This window comes from Brevibacillus sp. AG162 (assembly GCF_006715575.1).
Classification (GTDB): domain Bacteria; phylum Bacillota; class Bacilli; order Brevibacillales; family Brevibacillaceae; genus Brevibacillus; species Brevibacillus brevis.
On record NZ_VFNO01000006.1, the window covers coordinates 1 to 25083 of the forward strand.

A 25083-nucleotide genomic window follows, 5' to 3' on the forward strand; every position below is an offset into this window, starting at 1 on the left:
CTCTCCAATAAAGTTTGTTACTGGTTCAAAGCTGGCAAATCATTTAATGATAGACTCATTAACGCTTTCGCTGTTCAGTTTTCAAAGAGCATTTTCACCAGCACTTCAAAAGCGCTAGATTCACAATATACCACGTATGATTATTCAAATCAACAGGTAATATTTGGAGTGGTTCGTTTTGTTCCTTTATTTCGCCTGTTTTTGAAAGGCGGACTCTTAATATAACATGAACGGTTCGCTTGATCAAATGAAATAATTGGGAATAGGTTTTAGGAGAACATCGTTAAAGAATGCCCCTTGGCTCAAGATTCACTATGCCAAAAAGTATATAAAAGTTCGGAAGCGAAATCGATCTTCGAAAGTATACGGCTCCTGCTAGAGGGACAAAACATGGGATAAGCTATATGACCAGAGAACGGCCGTAGAGCAGCAAGTGAATGCGTCCTGAAGGAACAGGAGAGTGAAAGTTCACTTTGTCATCAAGGAGATTTTCACGCTATAAAAAAAGAGGAGGAAAGTCAACTCTTCCTCTCTTCGGACTGCTCTATTCTCTCACGAATCAGCTCTACTAGAGCGTCGATATAGTCAGCGGAATCATTCAGAAACTCAGTAGAGACAAATTCCAGCCCGCAAGCCTCTGCTTTCATTCGGCAATGGATTCTGCAATCGAAAATCGCCTCCACATTTTCGGTCAAAGACAGCAAGTCACAGACGACGACTGCCTTGCCGCCTGACTCGGCTACTTTTTCGATCATCGCAAGCACATCCGGTCCTAACCATTTCTGCGGGGCCGGGCCCGCGCTTCGGTAAGCGAGCAGCCACTTCTTGCAATCGGCTCGCATGGCGACCTCTTCAGCCAATTCCGTAAAAGCTTGGATGAACTCGTTGTTCACTTCTGGCACCCCCGGTTGGCTGTGGGCCGTAAACAACACAGTCGCTTCGGAACGGTTGTCCATGGAGAGCCATTGCAGTGCCGTTCGTAGGCGAAGACTGATCGCTTCTGCAATACCCGGATAGCGGTGCCAATGATTGATTTCCAAAACCGGAATGTTTGCACCGCTGGCTTCGAGCGCCTTTCGAACACTCTGATAATAGGCTGCTGTTCCCGTTCTCGAATACAAGGGAGATGTCGGAAACGCGTACAACTCGGTAACGCCATCTGCGACCATTTGTTGAATCGTCTCGTGCACAAAAGGAGACGTATGCTTCGTAGCTTGATAGACCTTGATTCGCTCGCCTCTCAATGGATTCAACCGCCGCTCCAAGGCCAGGGCTTGCCGAGCTGTTATCGAGCCGAGCGGATCTGCAACGCCAATAGATTGAAAACGTGTCTTAGCCGCTTTCAATGTATCTGCTGAAGGAATTTTGCCGTGAAACAGATGAGTATAAAAAGGCAGTATATCATCGATTGATTGCAGTGAGGCATAAGACAACATGAGCAGGGCTTTCATCTGATTTTCGCAACTCCTTTTGGCTATTCTACACGAAGACCTTCCTATTGAACAAAAAAGACGACCCCTGATCGTTCAGAAGTCGTCCGTGTTATTTCCGTGTATCTCTTATTTTTTTACAGAAGGCATAACACCCTCTGGAATCGGACATACATACGTTTGACCGCCCAGACGCTGTTTCAACTCGGCTTTTGCCTGTTCGATCAGCTCTGGTTTTTTCAGCATGTCAATAGCTGTAGAAGCCATGACTTTCCCCGCATGCAGCATCCCTTTATGTGCCATGGACGTTGCCCCGAGAGACACCCATTGCCAGGAGTGCAGCGTGGAGCCGTTAATATAGCACGCAGTTGTGCATTGCGCAGTTGGCGTAATCCAGCTGACATCCCCTACATCCGTTGAGCCGTTCAGCGGGATTTTTGATCCATCGTATGGGTTGAGCCACGTCACCATGTCTGGTGCAGGTGTGTCCGCCGACAGTTTTTCCGATGTAGCGAGTTCCTGCTTGGACAGCGTCGCACGCATTTCTTTTGCCAATTGCAGTTCCGCTTCATCATGTACAGGGACGCCCAGCTCCTGAAAGTTTTTGTACATAACCTCTTCGAGCAGCTTGTTTTGCACGAGGTTCGAGCACGCTTTGTCGAATACGATCTCTACTTCTGTTTCGGTCATAAGTGCAGCACCTTGCGCAATTTTGCATACGCGCTCGTAAATTTCCTGTACTTGATCAACCTTTGGCGCACGTACGAGATAGAGCACCTCTGCTTTTGGCTGAACCACATTTGGCGACAAGCCGCCGGAGTTCGTGATGGCATAGTGCACACGTGCTTCCGGGATGATGTGCTCACGCAAGTAGTTCACGCCGACGTTCATCAATTCCACAGCATCCAGTGCGCTTCGACCGAGATGTGGACTTGCTGCCGCATGGGCACTCTTTCCTTTGAACTTGAAGTAAATTTGATAGTTCGCGAGCGAATCGATGGACATGATGCTGTTGTAGCCCATTGGGTGCCAGCAAAGTGCAAAATCTACGTCGTCAAACAATCCTGCTCGCGCCATGAACGCTTTCCCGGAGCCGCCTTCCTCCCCTGGGCAGCCGTAGTAACGAACAGTCCCCGTCATGTTGTTCTCTTCCATGTACTCTTTCACGGCAACGGCTGCCGCAAGAGAAGCGGTACCAAGCAAGTTGTGTCCACAGCCATGGCCGTTTGCTCCCGCTACGAGAGGCTCTTCTGTAGTTTGGCCTTTTTTCTGACTCATGCCCGACAGAGCATCGAACTCTCCCAAAATCGCCACGACAGGATTGCCGCTGCCAAAGCTTCCGATGAAGGCCGTTTTGATTCCACCTACTCCGCGTTCTACCTGAAAGCCTTCTCCTTCGAGTGTTTGAGCCAACAGCTCAGCAGATTGGTACTCTTCAAAGCGCGTCTCCGCGAAATCCCAAATCTGATCGCTCACCTTGATAAAGGCATCTCGTTTATTCTCAATCATTTCTGCAATTCGCTTGGTATGCATTCGCAAACATCCTCTCTGCCCTCGTTGTCCACGTGCTTTTTCGCTCAGTTAGGAACGTTTTTTACGTCAGCAATCGTCTTGCAATTCGGTTCAAAAGCGCTACGCTGCGTGGCAAAATCTCTTCTTGTATATCGAATTTTGGATGGTGGTGAGGCGCCGGGATATCCGTACCGATTGCCATGTACGTTCCTTTTCCGCCACGATCCTGAACGCGTTTAATCATAAAGCTGGCATCTTCACTGCCCATCGAATTGTAATCGCCGTGCTTAAAGGAATGGAAGCCTTCTACCTGCTTGGCTTCTTCCAGTGCCAGCTCTGCCATCTCCACATCATAGTTGATCGGGATTGCTCCCCCGACGACTTCGATCGTGTAGTCGAGCTCATGCATAGCAGCACTGTGCGCGATGATGTTGCGCACGCGGTTTTCTACTTCTGCATTTACTTCTTCGGTAATGGAGCGCGTCTCCACAACCATCTTGGCATAGGCTGGAATGATGTTCGCTGCTGTTCCGCCTTCTAGCACACCCACATTGACTCTCGTATCACCAGTGCTGAAGCGCGGAATCGCATGAATGTTCAACAGAGCGGTAGCCGCTCCGAGCAATGCATTTTTCCCCTGCTCTGGCGATGCACCAGCATGAGAAGAAACACCGTAGAAATGCGCCATCATTTTCGTGGTAGCCAAAAATCCGTAAGAACCGCCGTGTACCTCACCTAGCGGCACATTGACACCCAAATGGTTGCAGAAAATATAGTCAACATCGTCCAAATGACCTTTTTCCACGATCGCATACGCACCGCGAACACCTTCTTCGGCTGGTTGGAAGATCAGTTTGAGCGTACCGGAAAAATCTCCTGCTGCAAGCGCTTCTGCCAATCCCAAGCCAATCGTGGTATGACCGTCGTGAGCGCAAGCATGCATGTTGCCTTCATAATGGGAGCGGAAGCCATTCGCTTGTGGAAAATGGTCTTGCTCCGTACTTTCCAATACAGGCAGTGCGTCCATGTCAAAACGGAAAGCAACCGTTGGTCCAGGTGCCTTCCCTTTCTTCACACCGATCACTGCTGTATAGCCACCGCGCATTTTTTCAACGATCGCCGGGTTTGCACCGTCACGCAAAGCTCTTTCATACGCTGCCTCGAGAACCGCCTCGGAAGGCAAGCCCCGACGGGAATCTCCATCGATTGCTTCTTGTCCGTATATGACCTCATAGCCGAGGGACGTCAAAATCTCTACTACCTTGGAAGCGGTACGGAACTCCGTAAAACCCACCTCTGGATGTCTATGAAACTCTCTTCGCAACGAAACCAGATCCAACATCGTTCAATTCCTCCTGTTAACTCTGGAGCATGTGTTTTTCCATGCCCAGGTCCGATAGGCAAGCTCTAGAAATATGAGAAGACTGGCAAATGTAAACCCTTACAAATATGCGAATATTAAAAGACATTTTCGCTTAATTGAATTATATAGTTGGCTCGCTGTTTTTTCAATAGAAGTTGTTAGACTTCTTGAAAAATAACGAACATTTTCCTGCTGTTGTTGCTGTTGTCGTGGGAGGAAACAGGAGAAAACGCTCAGATTCTAGGGCCACCCGCTGCGGGATTGACTGCAAAAAGCGAAACCGCGTCCAAAGTAGTCCATTCAGGATGTGTTTCAGAGGTGGACGCTTAAGGGCGTGTTTCGCTTTTTGCATTGCGTCTCGGTCGGTGTCCCTAAGATCTTCGCTTATTTCTCCTGTTTCCTCTACGAGCTTTCCGTGTTTTAACGGGCTTTTAAAAAAATTGAAGAAACGTAATCAGTTACGACAGAGAAGAATATTTCCAGACGTAGCGACTTGTGGAGTCCTACCGAGCGGAGAAGGGATTCGCGGGCAAAAGAAACGCAACCGTGCCCATACGACGTAGCGGCTACCACTTTTGCGTTTCCCCGCGAATCCCTTCGGAGCGGACAGTCTTAACCCTCAGCAGGACGGAGCCTGGAGCCTAGACTGGAAATATTCTTCTCTCCACCGCAGCCACATAATATGAAAGAACACCCGAAGCCTCTCGAGTGTCCTCATTTCTTTAACTGATAAAGCTTCTTCGGTCGTCCACGCACTGCCTGCTGCTCTTCCCCGCTAAACTCGGCTAAATCCACTTCGCACAGGCTGCCCATGATGCGCTGTGCATTCCGTACCGTCATCGACAAGTGCGAAGCGATATCCGTCGTCGAAAACGACTTCCAGCCCATACGCTGAACCAGCGCACGCAGCTTGTGATACGATTTGACACTTACATTGGCACGGTTCAGCTTTTCCAACAACTCGCGATCACTGGAGCGGAACGAATAAGCGAGCTCCTCTGTTTCTCCCACCGATTCCATCATGACTCCATTATCCTGTACGACGACAATGCCAGCCCCCGGTCGTTCTTTTGCGTGCTGGATTGCTTTTCGCGCATTGTTTTCCGCAGAAAAAGCTGTATCCCCAAAGCCCACACCTACTGCAACCGGAACCTCTGCCTCCAAAGAGAGTTGTTCTACTGTATGTCGTAGCATTTCTATCTCTCTTTGAATCGCACCGCGCGAACTGAAAATCTGGTAGCGTCCGTTGCCATTTGCCAGCAGAGAACCGTCCAGCCGATCGCAGAGCGCCAGCAGAATTTGTCTGACTTTCAGCTCCAGGTGCTGCAAGTAAAAGCGCGTGCTCGCCCGCTCGGGAATCTTGTCAAACTGCTCCAGCTCTATGATCTCTACCCCGATTTGTGTGTCCTTGAAATAGGAGGTTTTCACCTTTTCGATGACGATTTTCATCGCCTGACGAATCTCCATTTTCGTCATCAGGACACGATAGACAGGAATGCCTTCCTCGCGCAGCGCATGTTCAACCACAGAAAACGTGGTGAACGCTCCTTGTGTCTTGCCTTCACGCCACAGCGATACATGAAACTGTGTCATTGCATCGAGGTCAAAATTCTCGTCGTACATACTGACGTAAATCCCCTCTTCGGGTATGTCCAGCTCCGACATCGCCTCGCGCAAATGCGTTCCTTCCGAATCAATCATATCAATGGATACACGGTTCACGGCCGTATTTTGATCAATCGACATCTGAATAAAGCAGCGGTACAGATTCGAACCGTTCGGTGGGCAATACACGATATTGGCATCCGGGCTGAGTACGTTTTTCGCAATCGTAAACGGTATCGGGCCAGAGAAAAACCATCCATTTAAATCTGCATGATGCTCCAGCACGATCTTGCTCACTTCCCGCACGTCTTCGTAACGAAACGGTACAAATTCGATTTCATGCTCAAACTCATTTGCGACCGCCAGTATCCGTTCCACCGAAGGAAGCGGTCCTACAACACCGATTCTATACATAAGGGAGTTTTCTCCTACCTGTTTATGATAGACACCTTTTCCTCATTCATATCATGTACGGTTCTCTTTGTCCATCGAATGCCAAATGTGTTGCTGAACGAAAAAAAGAACTGATGGCTATATACACCTTAACCATCAGTTCGAACTTTATTTGAATATGACTAATAGCGATTCAAGTTTTTAATGTACTTGCCAGCAGCCACTTGGCTCTCGTAAACCCATCCTGGAGGAACAGGTGAATATTTGCTTACCAATAATACCGTTCCATAAGGAGCTCCAACGACATTCATGATCGTTTTGCTATCATAGTTTTCTCTCGACATAACCCATCCAGTTGGAATGGGGGAGAACTTGGTCACATTGAACTCCGTACGATAAGTTGCTCCTATTACATATTTGATCACCCGACCAGCTACTTCATCTCTTAAAACTACCCATCCCGCTGGAACGGGAGAATATTTGCTAACTCGTAACTCCTCACCATAGGGAGCACCTGCTGTATTTTTAATAAGCTTGGAACCTAGATCTTCACGAATGACGACCCACCCCGGTGGGACAGCAGCAGATTTTCGAATCCATTCCTCATCTGAACTCCATCTGGCAGAAACTAATGAATGTTCTTTCTGCTCACCAACACTAGATGGTATGTTTGCTGCTTGAATCGGAGACGTTAACACTGCAGAAAATACGGCTACACTTAATGCTGAAAAAACCATTTTCTTGAACATAGTGATTCCCACCTCTCCTATCATTAACATCTACCAAAATATACCATGTATTTCAAAATGAGTAAATTTTTAAGAAAAATCAATTTATTTCACACCACTATACCTATCTATCAATGATCTAAGTAAATATTTTTTATCGAGAAACTAAAAAAATTCCTTTGCTATCGAAAACCCAAGCAAATATTCTGAATATACGTTTTCTATCATTGTAAAGGGGGGTATTTATGAAAAAGGGACTGGCAATTGCAACCTGTCTTACCTTGCTTTTCGGGGTACTAGCGGGGTGCTCGAACTCTTCCGCACCTGCTGAACCCACTGGCTCCACTACACCTACAGAAGCGACAAAAACAGAGCCGATGGTGTTAAAATGGAGCATCAACAGCGAGCCGCCTTCGATGGACCCTGGGATCGCCGTCGACGCAGATTCGTTTGACATGATTTACGCTGCCTTTGAAGGATTGACCAGCTATGACCTGAATGGACAACTCGTCAATGCTACGGCTGAGAGCTTCACCAACTCGCCAGATTACATGAACTACACCTTCAAAATTCGCAAAGACGCCAAATGGAGCAACGGAGACCCTGTCACTGCCCACGATTTCGTCTATGCGATCAAACGCAATCTCGATCCGAAAACAGCGTCCGAGTACGCCTATCAGCTTTATTACATTAAAGGAGGAGAGGAGTACAATACGGGGAAAGGCAAAGCAGAGGATGTAGGCGTCAAGGCTGTAGACGACTACACCGTCGAATTCAACTTGAAGTCACCGACTCCGTTTTTCCGTGAGCTGACCTTCTTCCCAACTCTCTTCCCGTTGCATCAAAAAACGCTGGAAGCAAATCCGAAATGGGCGGATGAAGCAAAAACAATCGTGGGAAATGGTCCATTCATCATGGATACGTGGGAGCATAAAAGCAAGATCGTCTTTACGAAAAACCCGAACTACTGGGACAAAAACAACGTCAAGCTCGACCGGATTGAAATCGCTATGATCGAGGACAACAATACAGCATTCTCGATGTTTGAGAATGGCGACATCGACTGGGGCGGCTATCCTGCGTCAACACTTCCTACAGATGCAATCCCTACTCTCAAAGATGCGGGGAAGCTGATGGTCGCGGATAATCCGGGCACACAATCCGTCGTTTTTAATACAACCAAACCGCCGTTCAACAATAAAAAAATCCGTCAGGCCTTCGCTTATGCGATCAACCGTCAGGAAATCATCGATAACATATTGCAGACCGGCGTTCCAGCCGCTTACGGTTGGGTCCCGACTTCCATGGGATTAAAACCAGACGGCTACTTTAAAGAAGACCAGGCGAAAGCAAAAGCATTGCTGGAAGAAGGTATGAAGGAGCTCGGACTCTCGACCTTCCCGACCGTTACCTACACCTTTGACACGAATGATACCAATAAAAAGCTGGCAGAAGCCCTGCAAGATCAGTGGAAAAAAGCACTCGGCGTCAACGTGAAGCTGTACACGGCGGAGCTGAAGGTGTACCGCGACATGAGATCGCAAGCGAACTTTGACATGATCCGTTTCCAATGGGGTGCTGACTTCAACGACCCGATCAACTTCCTGGAGATGTTCCGCGACAAAACGGGCGGAAACAATCACCCGGATTGGGAAAATGCCAAGTTCAAAGAGCTGATCGACAAGAGCTACAATGAGCCTGACCTGGACACGCGCAAAAAAATCCTCCTAGAGGCAGAAACCATTCTCATGGAGGAAATGCCACTGGCTCCGATCAACTTCCGCGGAAGCCCTTATGTGAAAAACGACAAGGTGAAGGATTTCATTATCTTCCCGCTGGGAGGCGCGTACTTCAAGTACACCTCGGTTAATCCGTAGAGGATCAATGAAGAAAAAGCTTATGTTTGTGCGAACATAGTGGTAAGGAAGAGAAAAACGGGCTTCCTCCGTTGGTGGCACGCCAGCAAGGAAGCGGAGATGTCCGTCTCCACTCCAAAAAGCGGTACGTCGACCAAAAGCCACCCGATGGGCGGAAGTTTCTCAGTGAAGAGGTTGGTCGACAGGCGTGTACCGCTTTTTTCCGTTTCGACTAGGAGGCGTGCCAAGGCCTCCGGTCGCTCCGTTTTTCTCTTCCTCTCCGTAGCGTTTTATATTCACGAGTTTTATTAAAACACGTAAACAAACAAAACAGGCTGTACCTGTCTTGATAGACGGTACAGCCTGTTTCATTACATTTACACAGTCAGTGTTTTTTGTTCATTTCCGTGGTAGGCATTGGTATCGAGCTCTTTTGTCACTCTGCTCGTCAATAGCCCTGATGTCATGCTTCCGCTTACGTTGAGTGCTGTACGTCCCATGTCAATCAACGGCTCAACGGAGATGAGGAGACCAACAATGGCAATCGGCAAATTCATCGTGGACAAGACGAGCAGTGCTGCAAATGTCGCCCCGCCCCCTACGCCTGCAACCCCGAAGGAGCTGAGTGCCACTACTGCGATCAGCGTCAAGATGAACGATGGTGTCAGCGGATCAATTCCTGCGACTGGTGCTACCATGATGGCGAGCATGGCCGGATACGTACCTGCGCAGCCGTTTTGTCCGATGGAGAGTCCAAAGGAGCCTGCGAAGTTGGCAATTCCCTCAGGAACCCCCATGCTTTGCTGCGTTTTTACATTCAGCGGCAACGCGCCCGCGCTCGTACGCGAAGTGAAGGCGAATGTCAGGACAGGGAATGCTTTTTTCACATAGGTGATTGGATTCAAACCTGCAAACGTCAACAGCAACAGATGGATGATAAACATGATGATCATCGCCACATACGAAGCGACAACGAACTTGCCCAGCTGCCAGATGGCATTGTAGTCACTGGTAGCTGCGACTCTGATCATGATTGCCAGTACACCATATGGCGTCAGGCGCAAGATCAATGTCACGACACGCATAATAATCGTATGGAATGTATCCACAATCTTCGCAAACAATTCAGCTTGCTCCGGATTTTTGCGTTTTACCCCTAAATACGCAACTCCGATAATCGCGGAGAAAATCACAACGGCAATGGTAGACGTCGCCCGATCTCCAGTCAGATCGAGGAAAGGATTCGCAGGAAGCAGTTCCAGGATTTTAGCTGGCATGCTCAAGTTCTCGATATCGCCCAAGCGCTGCTCCACCTGTTCGATCCGAGCGGATTCCGCATCCCCCTGCTGGAATTGTGCCCCGTCGAGATTAAATGCCAAGGTAGTCGAAATCCCGATTGCTGCCGCGACAGCAGTCGTTCCTACCAAAAGTCCGATAATCAGCGTACTGATTTTCCCGATGTTATTGGTTAATTTCATTTTGGTGAAAGCCGATAAAATAGAGATGAATACTAGTGGCATTACGATCATTTGAAGCAGCTTCACGTAGCCTTTTCCTACGATGTTGTACCACTCGATGGTGGATTTGAGTACGTCTGATTTGACTCCGTATACGTATTGCAAAATGAGTCCAAATAAAATCCCGAGTCCGAGACCAACAAATACCCGTTTGGAAAAAGAAATATGCTTTTTTTGCATGGCATACAATCCAGCAATGAATAAGAGCAACAAAACAATGTTTACGATGATCAATAACGTCGACATATATTCCCCTCCCTTTCGTTTTATGTACCTCTCATTATTGTATTCGGTATAGATATAGTTATATTACCAACAATCCCTACTGGTCAAGTATGAATTGTTTTTGTATTATTCCAAACTGTCTTACAGAGGTACATATTGTCCAGCTGTAGTGGTGGGGAGGAAACAGGAGAAAACGCTCAGATTCTAGGACCACCCCCTGCGGGATTGACTGCACGACTCCATGCAAAAAGCGAAACCGCGTCCAAAGTAGTCCATTCAAGAAGTTTTTCAGAGGTGGACGCTTAAGAGCGTGTTTCGCTTTTTGCATGGAGTCTCGGTCGGTGTCCCTAAGATCTTCGCTGTTTTCTCCTGTTTCCTCTGCGAGCTTTTCGTGTTCACCCGTTTATTAAAATCTTTAAAAGATTGAAGAACGTAATCAGTTACGACTAGAGAAGAATATTTCCAGACGTAGCGAATTGTGGAGTCCTACCGAGCGGTGAAGGGATTAGCGGGAAATAGAAACGCAACGTGCCCATACGACGTAGCGGCTACCACTTTTGCGTTTCCCCGCTAAGCCCTTCGCAGCGGGCAGTCTATTCCCACAGTGGGACGGAGCACTGAAGCCTAGTCTGGAAATATTCTTCTCTTCCCCGCAGCCACATATAAAAAAAACCAGGAACCGCCCTTCTGGACGACTCCTGATGTTCTTAGTAGTACGAAATCGCTTTGCTTATTTTAATTGCTTCACCACCAAATTCCACAGCCAGGTGAGGACGACCGCACCAATGGCTCCGGCAATGACGTTGAAGCCGGCCCACATCCACAGCCAATCACCCAGTACCAAATCGCCCAGCCAGCTACCCAAAAGAGCAGCAATGAGCGAAGCCCACCAGCCTGATCCTGCCGCTTTTCCTGTACAGATCATACTCATTGCCCACCAAACGACCACACCGACGACAGCCCATACGACCCAGAACATTCGTACACACTCCCTCTCTTATGATGGTGACGCTTACATAAGGGCCACAATAATGACTGATTATCTGTTACCATCATATTGAACAAAAGAGAAAATGTGCATAGGCATTTAATTGGTATACAGTTCCGCTCGGCGGTTGGCTACGCTTGGCAATTTGCCCCGTACTCGTTCAATCCGACTTACATCCAGTTCTGTGATCAATAACGTTTCTTCTTCCCCTGCACTTGCAATCACGACACCCATCGGATCGACGAACATGCTGCGTCCGGCAAAAATATTTCCGACCTGATCTGCCGCACATACGAACATTGTGTTTTCAATGGCACGCGCACGAACCAGCGTCTCCCAGTGATCCTCTTTCATCGCTCCCGCTACCCAGCCTGCTGGCACAAACAAAATATCTGCACCCTGGAGCGCAAATTGTCTCGCGATTTCCGGGAAACGCACCTCGTAGCATACCATCAGCCCGATTTTGCCGAATTCCGTTTCCACCACTTGATAGGGATTATCCCCAGGCGCGATGAAGTCCGATTCTGTGTAGGAAAAGGCATCGTACAAATGTGTCTTGCGGTACGCATGCAGCAGCTGTCCTTCACGGCCTAGAAAAACGGTCGTATTGTAGGCACGATTTTCATCACCCTCGATGGATTCAAACACACCACAAACCACATACACTCCATGCTCCCGAGCAAGCTCTGCCAAGCCGGAAACGAATGGACCATCCAGCTTTTCCGCTACCTCCGCTGGGGTTACTCCCGACTTTGGCGTGGCAGGTGCGCTGTACATTTCAGGCAAGATTACAAAATCTGCCCCTGCTGCCTTTGCTTTTGCGATGTAATCGGCTGCTTTTTGCAAATTTTGCGTCTTATCCATCGTCGCTGTCAGTTGTGCAATGGCTACTTTCATAATTTCCCCGTCCTTCCCATTCATACAAAGCTCTCGTTTTCTTACTTGCTAGTATAACTGATTTTGACCGAGTTCCAAGTAAATATGCTTTACCAGCTGGACGTCTTGTATATAATGGACTTGTCCTCTTGCGTATAAATTTTCACCCTATTGAAAGTAGGTGAGTCCATGTCCATCCGTATCAAGCTGCTGCTCTCTTACACAGGGATGCTAGTCATCAGCTTGCTGACGTTTTTCGTAGCCGCCAGCCTATTTACGATTGCGGCGACAGGCGATATCAACAGCTTTCGCGATTTTTATAAAGTGCATTATCAGCTCAATCCGCTGACAGAACAAGAAGAGAATATTTTCCTTGAATTGAAATATCTCGCCAAGAATGAGCCGGATCAGTTGCAAAACCAGGAGCTGCTTGCCGATTACGATTTCAAGCTCAAAACGGTACGAGCCGGCCTGTATGTCCGCAGGGAGAGCAATCAAGTCTTTGCCTCCCCGACCATCAATCAGCCCGAGCTGGAAAACAGCTTGCCACCCTATGATTTGAACAACAACCAGATTCGCAACACGTTCAACATCGGCGAAAGATTTTATGCGTATGCCAAGTTTGACTTCAAGTTTTCGGATGACGCAAAAGGCAGTGTCTTTGTGATCCGCGAACGCAGTCCATTTGGTGAGGTTATCCGCAAACTGCTGCCGATTCTCGTGTTCCTCCTCCTCGGCGTCATTGTCATCGCAAACGTCTTGTTGTACCGCTGGATTACCCGCAGTGTCGTCAAGCCGCTCGATCTTCTGCGCAATTCGGCTGAGAACATCAAGGAAGGCAATCTGGACTTTGAGCTCCATCTGCACACGAAAGACGAGATTGGACAACTGAACGAAGCGTTCGAGAACATGCGCAAACGATTGCAGGAATCAGTGCGGCTGCGCCTTGCGGACGAAGAAAGCCGCAAAGAATTGATTTCCAACATCTCGCATGATTTGCGTACACCGATTACCAATATCAAGGGCTACATCGAAGGAATCCGCGATGGCGTAGCTGATACCCCGGAGAAAATGGAAAAGTACGTGAACATCATTTACTCCAAGGCAGTAGACCTCGACATGCTCGTCGATGAGCTGTTTCTCTACTCCAAGCTCGATCTGAAGCAAGTGCCCTTTACGTTTGAACATGTAGATATCGTGCAGTTTTTGGATGATTGCATCGACGAGCTGCACTACGATCTGGAAAAGAAGGGCATCACGATTCAGTGGAATCAACGCACAGCAGAAGGCACCCTGGTCATCGCCGATCTGGAAAAAATCAAGCGCACCGTCTTAAACATCATTGGCAACTCGCAAAAATACATGGATAAACCTGAAAAAATCATCTTCGTCTCTGTTCAAGCGGATGCTGATTGGGCGACCATTGAAATAAAAGACAACGGCATCGGTATCCCGCAAGAAGCCATTCCTCACCTGTTCGAACGCTTTTATCGGGTGGAGCAATCCCGTAATTCTTCCACGGGCGGTAGCGGTCTCGGACTCTCCATCGCGCGCCAGATTATTGAGGGTCACGGCGGCACCATCTGGGTAGAGAGCAAGCAAGGTGTAGGTACCAGCCTATTCTTTACGTTAAAACGTACCCACAAACAATAGGAGGTGCACATTCCCATGTCTTCACGCATCCTCATCATTGAAGATGAGACGACGATCGCTCAGCTGGAGCGGGATTATTTTGAACTGAACGGCTTTCAGGTCGATTTATGCCACTCTGGCAGCGAAGGCTTGCCGCTTGCCATCAATGGCGACTACAGTTTGATCATCGTTGATTTGCAGCTTCCGGGCATGGACGGCTTCGAATTGTGCAGCCAGATTAGACAAGTCAAGGAAGTGCCAATCCTGATCGTCTCCGCGAAAAAAGAAGAGATCGATAAAATCCGCGCCTTTAATCTCGGTGCCGATGACTATATTACAAAGCCGTTCAGCCCAAGCGAATTAGTAGCCAGAGCCAAAGCCCATCTGACAAGATACGAGCGTTTGACAGCCCGACAACCTCAACCATCGAACGCAGAGATTCACATTCGCGGTCTCGTCATCGACAAAGTTTCAAGAAGAGTGTATGTACGAAATCAGGAAGTCATTTTCACGACTAGAGAATTCAATCTGCTTGAATTTCTAGCGACTCACCCGAATCGGGTTTTTAACAAAAATGAGCTGTTCGAACGAATCTGGGGCATGGATTCCAGCGGAGATATCGCGACCGTTACGGTGCACATTCGCAAGCTGCGTGAAAAGATCGAAGTCGATCCATCCAATCCACAGTATATCGAGACGGTCTGGGGTGCCGGTTACCGATTTACTGTCTAAGCGTGAATACCATGACCATCACAAAACCTTCAGCAAAAACGAGGACGGATTTTCCGCTCCACGTTAATGTTGGAGGCTTTTTAATATTTTTTTAAGAACTTTTTTAGATTCTATTAATCTCTTGTTTCTTGGCAGTTTAGGTCTCTCGACTATCCTACAGGTAATCAAGCAATAGCCACTCAACTGATCTGAAGGAGGACCAACTGATGGGAAAGTTTTCCAATAAAATCGCGATCATGATGCTCGCAACTGTTATGGGTACAGCATCCCTGCCTTACGCTGCATTGAACGTGCAAGCAGCTTCCACTCCCCTGAGTGCTCAAGAAATTCAACAAGCCGTTACTGAACTCTCCAAGCTGAAAGTCATGCAAGGCAGCAACATTCACAATCAAGTTACGCGTGCCGAGCTGGCAAAAATGGTCGCACACACCTTTGGCTTGCAAGGCGGCAAAACAGATAAATCCGTAACGTTTACGGATGTGAAAGCAAATGACTGGTTCTATAAATACGCGGTTGATCTGGTATCCCTCGACATCATGCAAGCAAAAGATGGCCAATTTGATCCACGTGGAACCGTGACAGATGCTGAATTCACACAAATCATCGCAAAAGCGCTCAAGCGTGATGTGAAGTCGGTTAATTACTGGGCGGAACGCTTCTTCTCCGCAGACAGCTCCGTTACTCGCGGTGAAGCTGCTTATTTGTTGAATGTGGCTCGGCAGGCAATCCCTTCTGATAAAGCAACCATCACGAGCGTACAAGCCTTGAACGAAATTACATTGATTGTGACGTTCGACGCTCCGTTGACCGCAGAAAACGAAGCATTTGCAAAAGCAAAAGAAGACTTCGTCTTTAGCGATGGGCTGACACTGACCAACATGCCACGCCTGAAAACAGGCTCTACCAATACCTACATCGTGCCGACATCAGTTCAAAAGCCAGGAACCACCTACACCCTGACATACAAAGGGAAACAGGCGGGCACATTCACAGGCAACGCAACCAAGATCGACATGACAGAAGTGCGACAAGTAACAAACGACACGTTTGAAGTCGAGTCCCTGCGAGCAAATGGTGTCATCGATTACGGATATATCATCTCTGCCTACAGCGGAGGGCGCGGTGCAAATGCATTGGTGCTGGATCAAAACAACAGTGCAGACGGCAAAACGTATCAAATCATTCCTTCCATGCAAGCAAGACAAGTGACCATTACACCGGAAGGCGGACAACCGATCGTAGCGAAATACGTGCCTTTCACACAATCAACAGACGGCAAGCAAGAAATTAAATTCCGTCTCCCAGAAGGCCAAGTCCTGACTCCGGGCGTTACGTACACCATTACGTCCGACTGGGCGAATATCGCGAATTCAAGCTTCGTCGCAAAAGAAATCGCTCCGCTCGAAATCAGCGAAGCTAAAGCAGCTAGTGAAACTTCTATCACGGTTACCCTGACAGAGGACCCGGGAGACGAGCTGTTCTCCGGACGCAGCGTAGAACTCACAAGTGCAGACGGAGAAAAACTGCTGGCGACGTACAAATACTCCAGCCGCAAAGGTACTACAGGCGTGTTTGACATCCAGCAAGATGGTAAACTGAAAGCAGGTACCACATACACGGTAACACCTGTCGGCGATTGGGCTGGCAAATCTTCTGCCGAGCTGACAGTCGAGTAGTCTTTGTGTGATGCAGGTATCCAAATCAAAAGAAAGGTGTGGGCTCGCTGTGCTGTATGCAGGTCTTTTGACCGCCGTCATTATTCTGTCAGGGTGTGAGATGAATTGGAATACCCTCTTAACGAGTGGCGAGCAGCAAGCAACCCAGGCGGTGAAAGTTGAAATGGATAAGCTGAATCAAGCCTTATTGACAGCAACCAGTCAAGGAGACAAAGCAGCGATTGAGAGACTGCTTGCAGAAGGCGCCGATATTGACGCTACCGATAGTAGAGGCCGTACCTCTGCGATGATCGCGGTCCACTCTGCTCAACTCGACATCTTCAACTTGTTGGTTGAACGCGGAGCCAACATCAACATCCGAGACAACAACTTAGACAATCCCCTACTCTTCGCAAGCGCAGCAGGCCAGCTCGCATTCGTAAAAGCCTCGATAGCAGCAGGTGCCGATACTACCATTACGAACCGTTTTGGCGGAACGGCCTTGATTCCTGCGGCTGATCGTGGTCATGTCGAGATCGTCAAGGAACTGCTCACCACCTCTGATGTCAACATCGATCACGTCAACAGATTGGGCTGGACCGCTCTGTTAGAAGCAGTGATTTTGGGCGATGGCGGCAAGAAGCATCAGGAAATCGTGAAGCTCCTAATCGAGCACAAAGCCAATGTCAATCTCGCGGATCACGATGGTGTGACGCCTCTTGGACATGCGAAGAGGCATGGCTACAAGGAAATGATTGAAATGCTCACGCAGGCTGGCGGAAAATAAGACCCTAATGGAAAACGCAAAGGATAGGATCGTCAGAAATCATCTGACCCCTATCCTTTTTCTTATTTTCTAGCCCAAAAGCCCCTGAAAAACTCAAAACTTTTTCTATATTCAGGCGTCAATTACTAGTGGACTATTCCATTATGCCTACACCATTTTGATAGGAGCCTGTTTTACATGACCGTCAGCTCGTATACATCGATTCTGGAAACGGACAAACGAATCAGAAAAGCTTCTCCTGACCTTGAACCCAAGGTGGAGATGTACAAGCTCTTTCTTGCTTCTACAGACGCCATTGAAATCCACATGAGTAACCTGACGCATCCTTTGACTACCATTAGAATCTATGACATCCATCGGACAAAACTCGCAGAAGCTGAGTATAGTCCGAACGCCCCCATCATCCTTCCGTTTTTTCCGGAGGAAGATGGTCTTTACTACGTGCAGCTGACGATTGGGCCTGATCCAGACCCGCAGCACACCTATCAACTGCACGTGGATAAGTACAAACGCCTATCGGGGATCATCAATCAATCGGAGGAATTTACCGCAGAAAATGGTCCGTACATGATCGGACCAGAAGATGTCATCATAGCTGCCGGGACCTCCATCAGCTTTGAAGCAGGTACATCCATCAACGTACGCTGCCAAAACAAGATCGTCGTCCAAAACGATGCCTCTATTTCATTTCGCGGGGATTCAGACAAACCGGTCGTCGTCATCGGCGCCATTGACGATACAACCGCGCACCGTTGGAATCAGCTCGTGTTGTCTCCCTTGGCTGAGGCAACCTTCCAGCACATTATTGTGCAATACGACAACGACGAAGACGGGGTGGACTTCCTTACCTCGGCAGCCCCTTTCGTGGCCATCGCCTCATCCGTTGAAGAATTCGAGACAACCGTTGCCAAAACGAACTATGTGGAGCGGGCCGCAGTCTTATCTCCCTCTTCTCGCCTGGACTTCATCAAAACCTGGTTCCAGCAGTCCAGCCCGTATCGCTTCCATATTTTTGGCGACTTCTTGCCTGAGCTTTATTTCGGCATCGATGTCACCACCTTTGCGCGATGGGAAACGGATACGAAGCGGATTAATGAAGAACGTGTAGAAGCTGGTGAAATCAATTACTGGGATTTTGTTAACGGCAACTTCACTGCCGATTTGATAGAAGCTACGTATCTGTTTGCCAATAATGAGAGCAGCTCAGAGCTGCGAATCCAACGATTGATTGATTTTCTGATCATCGCGCAAAAATGGAGGAGAAAACACGGGTGCTTCAGCCTGTTCGACATGCTCGACCCGTTCCATGACCACGACGAGGAATTTTACAAAACGTTTGAACAGATGTCGTCCTCCTTCTGGCTCGCGCACAATACGTCCATTATTCACTGGGATACTCTTTCACGAGAACTCGGCATTTGGCAAAAAGAAAGTTTCTTCGAACGGCAATTCATCAACTCTGTTATGATTCGCCTGCACTTTGCAGCCGATCTGCCGTTCTCTCTTCCGGGGTATGGAAACAACATTCCACCTGTCGGCTTTCTCGGTATTTCCATTCACTTTGGCCCGTTCCGCTATCCAGAGGATTATCCGGCACCCGAGCCTGAATTCGACGTCAATTACGGCGAACTCTCTACAGCAACCTATGTGAAATTTATGTTCGAATCGTTTCTCAATGGCAAAACGAATCCCGTCTACACGTGGTGGATACCTACGCAAGCGGATAAGGAGCTGTTTCGAACCTTGCAGGAAAAGGGCATTTCGCTGGATTCCCCTCCGGAAGATTGGGACCGCGAATTCGTGCAGCCTGCTAGAAAAACGCTGGAGGAGATTCGGGCCTACTATCTTAATCCAACTCTTCGAGAAGACAAAAGAACGATGCCCTCCAACTGTTGAAGTCGGGAGAAGCCATGCCACATTTTGAGAGAGATGATCTTTTGTTTCATCATCTTGTGTAACCTGTAGAAAGTATTTGGATTTAAGATCTTCTGAATTAACGTTCAGGGAAGCACAAAAAGCTACGTGGAAAGAAGCGCATTTCCAGTCCAAGCGCCTCTGGAGCCCTACTTAGCGTAGGAATGAATGGCGGGGAATTTCAGCTTCACCTATGAGATACTTCCTCGAAATTGTCTACGTTTGAAGCGAAGCGGCCAGTCAATCCCCCCTTGCGGGGCGGAGGCCGAAGCGTAGACTGAAAATGCGCTTCTTTCCCCCACTACAGCTACTAATTCACAAAATTTTTCCCATAGTAAATCTCGTCCATCTCTATTTGCAATTGCTTCGTAATATCCTCCTGCTCCTCCGGTGTCAGCTTATCCTTCGTGTATCCGAACAAATAATTGTTCAGATCAAACTCCCTGCGCTTGCATTTGGTATGGAAAATATTATCTTGGTATACATTCACATCAATCATGTGGAACAATTCCTTAATTTCCTCGGGAATATAATTTTGGATCGAACTGATGTCGTGATCGATAAACAGCTTGTATCCATGTATATCCCGGGTAAATCCGCGCACCTTGTAATCAATTGTCATCAAGTCTGTATCAAACGAACGAATTAAATAATTGAGTGCTTTGAGCGGAGAAATTTCGCCACAAGTCGACACGTCGATATCGGCCCGGAATGTACTGATGCCCTCCGTCGGATGGTACTCTGGGTATGTATGCACCGTAATATGGCTCTTGTCCAATTGCAGCACCACATTTTCAGGCAAAGGTCCGGGGGATTCCTCATAAGATTCAGTAGGGACTTCTACGACTGGCCCCTCGGAAACAAGAACAGTGACGCTCGCGCCTTGTGGTACATAATCTTGTTGGGCGACATTCAGTATATGTGCACCGATAATATCCGACACGTTTTTCAGGATATTCGTCAATCGCTCTGCATTGTATTGTTCATCTATGTATTCGATATACGCTTCGCGTTCCGCTTTTGTTTTCGTGTAACAGATGTCGTACATGTTGAAGCTGAGCGACTTGGTCAAATTGTTGAAGCCATGCAGCGTAACGTTTTGTTCTGTTTTTTGTTCCAAGCGTCATTTCCCCCTGTGGTAGCATCCAAAACTCGTTTGCTCTTACTTTTTCCTCCATCTCGTTCATAAATACCCGTTACTTTTGTCCTAACCAAAAATGATTCAATAGCATCAGGGAAACTTGACAGAATCTGGTTCTAATCCCCTGGGTTTAGTGATAAAATATCGAAGTGTGTCAAAATTTAGAAGAAAGGGGGAAATTATCATGCATTGGTATACAAGCGTATTGAAAAAATACGTCGCTTTTACAGGAAGAGCTAGACGTCAAGAATATTGGATGTTCACTTTGTTCAACATCATCGTATCTCTGGTAATTGCTCTCGTAGACTCATTACTTGGTACTGCATCTGTTTTGGGCTTGATCTATTCACTGGCAGTATTACTGCCTAGTTTGAGCGTAACTGCTCGCCGATTGCACGATACTGGAAGAAGCGGTTGGTGGATCCTTCTCTCGTTTATTCCTTTTATCGGTGCAATTATTTTGATCGTATTCTTGTGCCAAGACAGCCAAGGAGACAACCAGTACGGTGCGAATCCAAAATCATCGCAATCCTTCTAATGTCTCCATCGCCTCTCCTCATAAGGGAGAGGTTTTTTATTTTTCGCCCAAAGAAAAAACGGCAGTTCGGGGCTCCCCAAATGCCGTTTTTCCGCTACCGTTTTACGCCTCGTCCCAAAAACGTCGCAGGTTGTCCATTCCAATCTTGGAACCTTCTCGACAATCCTCCATGCCTTCGAACTCGACCGTGATATAGCCATCATAGCCGGACTGCTTTACCAGCTTGACGACCTCACGGATGTTGATGTCGCCTTGTCCCACTATCGCTCCACGCAAAAAGTTGCCATTGACGGTCTTGAACCATTTGCCTGCGCCTGGATCATGGTACGATGGACGGAAGTAGAAATCTTTGAAATGCACGAGCGAAGCGTAAGGCAGATTTTTTTGCACACCGACCAGCGAAGCCTCGTCTGCGCACATGAAGTTTCCGATATCCAGCGTCGTTTTGAAATTCGGACGGTTGACCTCATGCAAGACACGCTGCACGCGATCACTTGCCTGCACGAGCCAGCCGTGATTCTCGATTGTCGTTGTAATTCCGAATTGCGCGGCATAATCAGCGATTCGGCGGCTGCCCTCGACCATCTCAGCCAAATGCTTTTCGAAGTACTCGATCGTCGTCTCCTCTACGGGAACAGTAAAGGCGGACACATCGTGGCGCATATGCTTGATACCCATGCGGTCCAGCAGATCGACATGTGTTTTTACACGTGCGACCTCTGCTTCGAAGGCTTCTTCGTCTGGTTGAATAAAGTTGGTCGGCATCGAGTAGTTGGACAGCTCAATCCCTACCGCTTTTGCCTTATCCCGAACAGCGTCTGCCAATTCGTAGTTATCGACCAGTGTAAAACCGTACGGTACGATTTCCATGTGCTCGCCACCGTTATCCGCGATCCATTGCACGACATCCAGTACGTCCATTTCCCCAGCTCGGATTGCTGTCAGCAGACTGTAAGTGCTCAATCCAATTTTCATCAGTTCCACCTCATTCGATTGATTGTATAGAAAGGCTACTGCTCATCATGATGAGAAATGCACCTTGTTGATAATCACGACTTGCTTGAGACGATGGGATTCGTAGGCTGCCTTCACTACTTCGAGTGTCCGCAGTCCATCCTCTCCTGTAATAGACGGAGGTCTGCCTTCTATGACATTTTGCACAAAATCTCCGATAAGCCGCTGATCCATATCCACAGCCCAAGGTAAATGTTGCAGCTTCGAATCGCGGTCATTGCAATAGAGCGCGTGTTGCTTGAACACATCGACGTCCAACGTGCCTTTGGTGCCGACAATCCGCATCGTCACATCTCCCCACGTCGGGAACGTCTTCGGCCGCGACCAGCTCGGATCAATTCCGACGATCACGCCAGACTCCATTTCCACGGAAACCAGTCCGCAGTCCTCTACCTCAATCTCGTAAAAGCGTGTGTCCAGCTCAGCGTAGACGCTTTTTACTTCGTCTTGGAGCATCCAGCGTACGAGGTCCATCAGATGGACGATGTGATCCGTCGCTGCCCCGCCTCCAGACAGCTCTTTTTCAATAAACCAGCCACCTGGCATTTGTCCGTGGTTCGTTCCATCGATGGCGAGAATGTTTCCGAGAGTACCTGATTGAACGATCTGCTTCACGTTTTCCATCACGGGTGCAAAACGGACAGGATAGGCAATTTGAAGTATGACACCCTCCTCTTTGCAGACCTGAATCATTTCGCGTGCATCCGCAATCTCGGTGGCAATTGGTTTCTCGCACAGAATGTGCTTTTTCGCTCGCGCTGCCGCAATCACGTGCTCCTTGTGCTTGGCATTCTCCGAGCAAATAATGACCGCATCGATACCGGATTGCAAAAAGGCTTGCAGATCCTTGTAAAAATCGAGTTGGTAGGCAGTGGCCATTTCCTCTCCACGGCGCGAGTTATCATCCCAGACTGCTATCAGCTGCGCATCGGGGTGCTTTTGCAAATAAGCAGCGTAGCTATGCGCATGCATATGGGCGAAGCTGACGATTCCTACCTTCATCACTCGTCACCTCCGTGCATGAGCTTCACAGGTTGTCCCGTCTTTACCGATTCTCTTGCCGCCGAAGCGATATCGAGAGCCCCGAGCAGATCACATGAGTGCAGACGTGCCACTTCCTGTTTCTGTACACAGCGAATGAAATGCTCCCGCTGTCGCTGCATCAGGTCCATCCCTGGGAATGATGTCGACAGAAACCGCTCTCCCCGACTCCAGCGTATGGGGGTACTTTCCCGGTTATCATGCGCAATCATTCCTAGATCACCGGTAAGCTCAAAGGAAGCATGTTCTGCCCCCTCCGCCCAAGATAGCTCTACATGGGCAATTGCCCCGCCTGCCATTCGGAGCATGACCAGCGCATAATGGACGATCTGTCCTGACTCATTCGTGTGCTTGACCTCTCGCGCCATCACTCGCTCAACCTCGCCGAACGTCCAGCGCAACCAATCGAATTCACGTATTCCAAGGGCTTGAAAAATGCATTTCCCTACATTTTCAGCCGATGCAGGAGCACCTCTTCGCAAGCGAATGACGCCTGCTTTACCTATGGCCCCATTCTTTATTTGTTCGTGCGCTTGCTCGTATTCTGGAGCAAAACGCAGCGTATTGGCGAATTGCAGCACGATATCATGCTGATCGCACAAACTGATTCCTTCACGCCCTAGAGCAGAACCCTCTGCACATAAAATATGCTTTCCCGCCTGGGCAGCCAGCGTCACCCATGGATCAATACTGTCCGTAATCGAGCCAATCTCCACGATATCCACTTCTGTTCCCTGCAAAATTTCGCGCAAAGAAGACAAGCTGTCTGCCACACCTACAATCTCTGCCTCTTTGATCCGAAGCCAAGCCTGCGACTCTTTGATGCTTGTTCCCGCTTCCCCTGCGACCACAACTTTTACCATGATCCTGCTCCTCCTCTCCTCGAGCTTTCTGTACTGCTAGACACACCCCTCTTATAGCGAAAACTGAAACGTATCCTGCAATAAAACAGCGGCAGCTCCTGCGACCTCTACATTTTCACCCAACGAATTCGGCCGAATCTCCAGTTCCTCCGTCAGGATTCCATGCGCGTATTCCCCCACGTATTCTTTTACTTTGGCAATCAACAGCTCATTTCCGAAGGCAATTTCACCACCTAGAATCATGACCTCCGGATTGAACAAATGAATCAGATTGACCAGTCCCGAAGCCAAATAAGAAGCCGTTTCCTCCAAGATGCTGACCGCAAGCGGGTCCTGCTCTGCCAAAGCCTGACGAAACACCGCAGGAGTAATCCGGCCAACATCCTGCTCCACCAAATCCGAGATGCGGCTCGACTTTCCTTTCGCAAGCGAGGAGACCAGCTTGGAGTAAATCGTTGGCCAGCTCACGTAATTTTCCAGACAGCCAATATTGCCGCAGTCGCACCGCACACCTGCCCGATCAATCGTGGTATGACCGAACTCACCCGCCCCGCCTTTAAAGCCCCTGTAGATGGCACCGTTCATCAAAATACTGGCTCCCAATCCATCCCCAAGCGTGACGTACAGCATGTTTTGATAATGACTGAAATCCCCGATGGTCTTCTCGGCTAACAAGTACGCATTCGTGTCGTTATCCAGCCATGTTTTCAACTGGAAACGCTGCTCGATCATTTCTTTTACAGGGGCATTCTGCAAGCGGAGCTTCGGATTGTAGCGAATCACCCCATGGACCGAGTCTACGATGCCTTGTGTGACAATCGAGATTCCCATGCATGTCTCCAGACTCGCGGCTCCACGCAAAAATTGCTCAATAATCTCCATCAAATAAGCGAGGACGCTCTCTCCTTGGTACGGCTTGATCGAGTGGACTTCCTTTCGCTTGACCGCGGCTTCCAAATTCATCTCGGCAATCGTAATCTTCGAGCCGGAGATCGAAATACCGATCAGAAAACGACTGTCAGGAGAGAACTGTACCAATATTGGTTTTCGTCCGCCATTTGACTCTCCTGTTCCCACCTCGCATACGAACGAGTCACGAATCAACTCACTGACAGCCGAGGTCACGGTGGTAGGACTCAGTTTGTTCCGCTTCGCTATTTCACTCCGGGAAATGGGGCCGTAATGACGGATCGTATCGAATATGATGGAGCGATTCAGTTCCTGGATCAGCTTTAAATCACCCGTCCTACGCATGTAACCATCCCTTTTATTC

21 protein-coding genes are annotated in these 25083 nt (G+C 48.5%); 8 read left to right on the forward strand and 13 right to left on the reverse strand.

Going from position 1 to position 25083, the window contains the following annotated elements; all coding sequences use genetic code 11:
* Positions 1–225: hypothetical protein (locus tag FB479_RS30755; RefSeq protein WP_221629581.1), on the forward strand; the 225-nt coding region annotated here is incomplete at its 5' end.
* A 293-nt stretch (positions 226–518) separates the two neighbouring features.
* Here the strand turns inward: FB479_RS30755 and hemH are convergent.
* The 5 genes from hemH to FB479_RS18660 form a co-directional block, all read right to left on the reverse strand.
* On the reverse strand, positions 519–1451 hold the full coding sequence (gene hemH, locus FB479_RS18635; protein ID WP_142066302.1) for a ferrochelatase: 933 nt from the start codon (positions 1449–1451) through the stop codon (positions 519–521).
* Positions 1452–1559: 108 nt separating this feature from the next.
* Positions 1560–2963: a M20 family metallopeptidase gene (locus FB479_RS18640; RefSeq protein ID WP_106657609.1), complete on the reverse strand. Its 1404-nt coding sequence runs from the start codon at positions 2961–2963 to the stop codon at positions 1560–1562.
* 61 nt (positions 2964–3024) lie between these two features.
* A complete protein-coding gene (locus tag FB479_RS18645) occupies positions 3025–4284 on the reverse strand; it encodes an amidohydrolase (protein ID WP_142066303.1) in 1260 nt (419 codons plus the stop codon).
* Between the two features lie 735 nt (positions 4285–5019).
* Positions 5020–6324 carry a hypothetical protein gene (locus FB479_RS18655; RefSeq protein ID WP_142066305.1) on the reverse strand — a complete coding sequence of 435 codons (1305 nt, stop codon included), beginning with the start codon at positions 6322–6324 and terminating at the stop codon, positions 5020–5022.
* Positions 6325–6485: 161 nt separating this feature from the next.
* Positions 6486–7052 carry a hypothetical protein gene (locus FB479_RS18660; protein WP_106652398.1) on the reverse strand — a complete coding sequence of 189 codons (567 nt, stop codon included), beginning with the start codon at positions 7050–7052 and terminating at the stop codon, positions 6486–6488.
* 224 nt (positions 7053–7276) lie between these two features.
* Between FB479_RS18660 and FB479_RS18665 the strand changes: the two genes are divergently transcribed.
* Positions 7277–8908 (forward strand): peptide ABC transporter substrate-binding protein, encoded by a 1632-nt coding sequence (locus FB479_RS18665; RefSeq protein WP_142066306.1) that lies wholly within the window; start codon positions 7277–7279, stop codon positions 8906–8908.
* A gap of 356 nt (positions 8909–9264) precedes the next feature.
* Here the strand turns inward: FB479_RS18665 and FB479_RS18675 are convergent, their stop codons facing one another.
* The 3 genes from FB479_RS18675 to FB479_RS18690 form a co-directional block, all read right to left on the reverse strand.
* Positions 9265–10650 (reverse strand): L-cystine transporter, encoded by a 1386-nt coding sequence (locus FB479_RS18675; protein ID WP_106652396.1) that lies wholly within the window; start codon positions 10648–10650, stop codon positions 9265–9267.
* Between the two features lie 709 nt (positions 10651–11359).
* Positions 11360–11608 (reverse strand): hypothetical protein, encoded by a 249-nt coding sequence (locus FB479_RS18685; protein ID WP_047072076.1) that lies wholly within the window; start codon positions 11606–11608, stop codon positions 11360–11362.
* A 108-nt stretch (positions 11609–11716) separates the two neighbouring features.
* Complete coding sequence (locus tag FB479_RS18690) at positions 11717–12514, reverse strand: carbon-nitrogen hydrolase family protein (RefSeq protein ID WP_106652410.1); 798 nt, start codon at positions 12512–12514, stop codon at positions 11717–11719.
* Between the two features lie 168 nt (positions 12515–12682).
* Between FB479_RS18690 and FB479_RS18695 the strand changes: the two genes are divergently transcribed.
* From FB479_RS18695 to FB479_RS18715, 5 genes are all read left to right on the forward strand, one after another.
* Positions 12683–14146, forward strand: a complete 1464-nt coding sequence (locus FB479_RS18695; protein ID WP_142066308.1) for a sensor histidine kinase — start codon at positions 12683–12685, stop codon at positions 14144–14146.
* Between the two features lie 15 nt (positions 14147–14161).
* Positions 14162–14857: a response regulator transcription factor gene (locus FB479_RS18700; protein WP_017249936.1), complete on the forward strand. Its 696-nt coding sequence runs from the start codon at positions 14162–14164 to the stop codon at positions 14855–14857.
* Positions 14858–15063: 206 nt separating this feature from the next.
* A complete protein-coding gene (locus FB479_RS18705; RefSeq protein WP_142066309.1) occupies positions 15064–16533 on the forward strand; it encodes an S-layer homology domain-containing protein in 1470 nt (489 codons plus the stop codon).
* A gap of 100 nt (positions 16534–16633) precedes the next feature.
* Positions 16634–17299 carry an ankyrin repeat domain-containing protein gene (locus tag FB479_RS18710; protein WP_142066484.1) on the forward strand — a complete coding sequence of 222 codons (666 nt, stop codon included), beginning with the start codon at positions 16634–16636 and terminating at the stop codon, positions 17297–17299.
* A 177-nt stretch (positions 17300–17476) separates the two neighbouring features.
* A complete protein-coding gene (locus tag FB479_RS18715) occupies positions 17477–19195 on the forward strand; it encodes a hypothetical protein (RefSeq protein ID WP_106652392.1) in 1719 nt (572 codons plus the stop codon).
* Positions 19196–19523: 328 nt separating this feature from the next.
* On the opposite strand, the gene speD is transcribed toward FB479_RS18715, so the two are convergent.
* Positions 19524–20333, reverse strand: a complete 810-nt coding sequence (gene speD / locus FB479_RS18720) for an adenosylmethionine decarboxylase (RefSeq protein WP_106652391.1) — start codon at positions 20331–20333, stop codon at positions 19524–19526.
* Between the two features lie 205 nt (positions 20334–20538).
* Between speD and FB479_RS18725 the strand changes: the two genes are divergently transcribed.
* Positions 20539–20892: a DUF805 domain-containing protein gene (locus FB479_RS18725; RefSeq protein WP_106652390.1), complete on the forward strand. Its 354-nt coding sequence runs from the start codon at positions 20539–20541 to the stop codon at positions 20890–20892.
* Positions 20893–20994: 102 nt separating this feature from the next.
* Here the strand turns inward: FB479_RS18725 and FB479_RS18730 are convergent, their stop codons facing one another.
* The 4 genes from FB479_RS18730 to FB479_RS18745 are packed head-to-tail and all read right to left on the reverse strand — an operon-like array spanning position 20995 to position 25064.
* Positions 20995–21867 carry a sugar phosphate isomerase/epimerase family protein gene (locus FB479_RS18730; RefSeq protein WP_142066310.1) on the reverse strand — a complete coding sequence of 291 codons (873 nt, stop codon included), beginning with the start codon at positions 21865–21867 and terminating at the stop codon, positions 20995–20997.
* A gap of 45 nt (positions 21868–21912) precedes the next feature.
* Positions 21913–22908 carry a Gfo/Idh/MocA family protein gene (locus FB479_RS18735; RefSeq protein ID WP_142066311.1) on the reverse strand — a complete coding sequence of 332 codons (996 nt, stop codon included), beginning with the start codon at positions 22906–22908 and terminating at the stop codon, positions 21913–21915.
* On the reverse strand, positions 22908–23810 hold the full coding sequence (locus FB479_RS18740) for a Gfo/Idh/MocA family protein (protein ID WP_142066312.1): 903 nt from the start codon (positions 23808–23810) through the stop codon (positions 22908–22910). The genes FB479_RS18735 and FB479_RS18740 overlap by 1 nt, the downstream gene beginning before the upstream one ends.
* Positions 23811–23861: 51 nt before the next feature.
* Positions 23862–25064 (reverse strand): ROK family transcriptional regulator, encoded by a 1203-nt coding sequence (locus FB479_RS18745; protein ID WP_142066313.1) that lies wholly within the window; start codon positions 25062–25064, stop codon positions 23862–23864.
* Between the last annotated feature and the right edge of the window lie 19 nt (positions 25065–25083).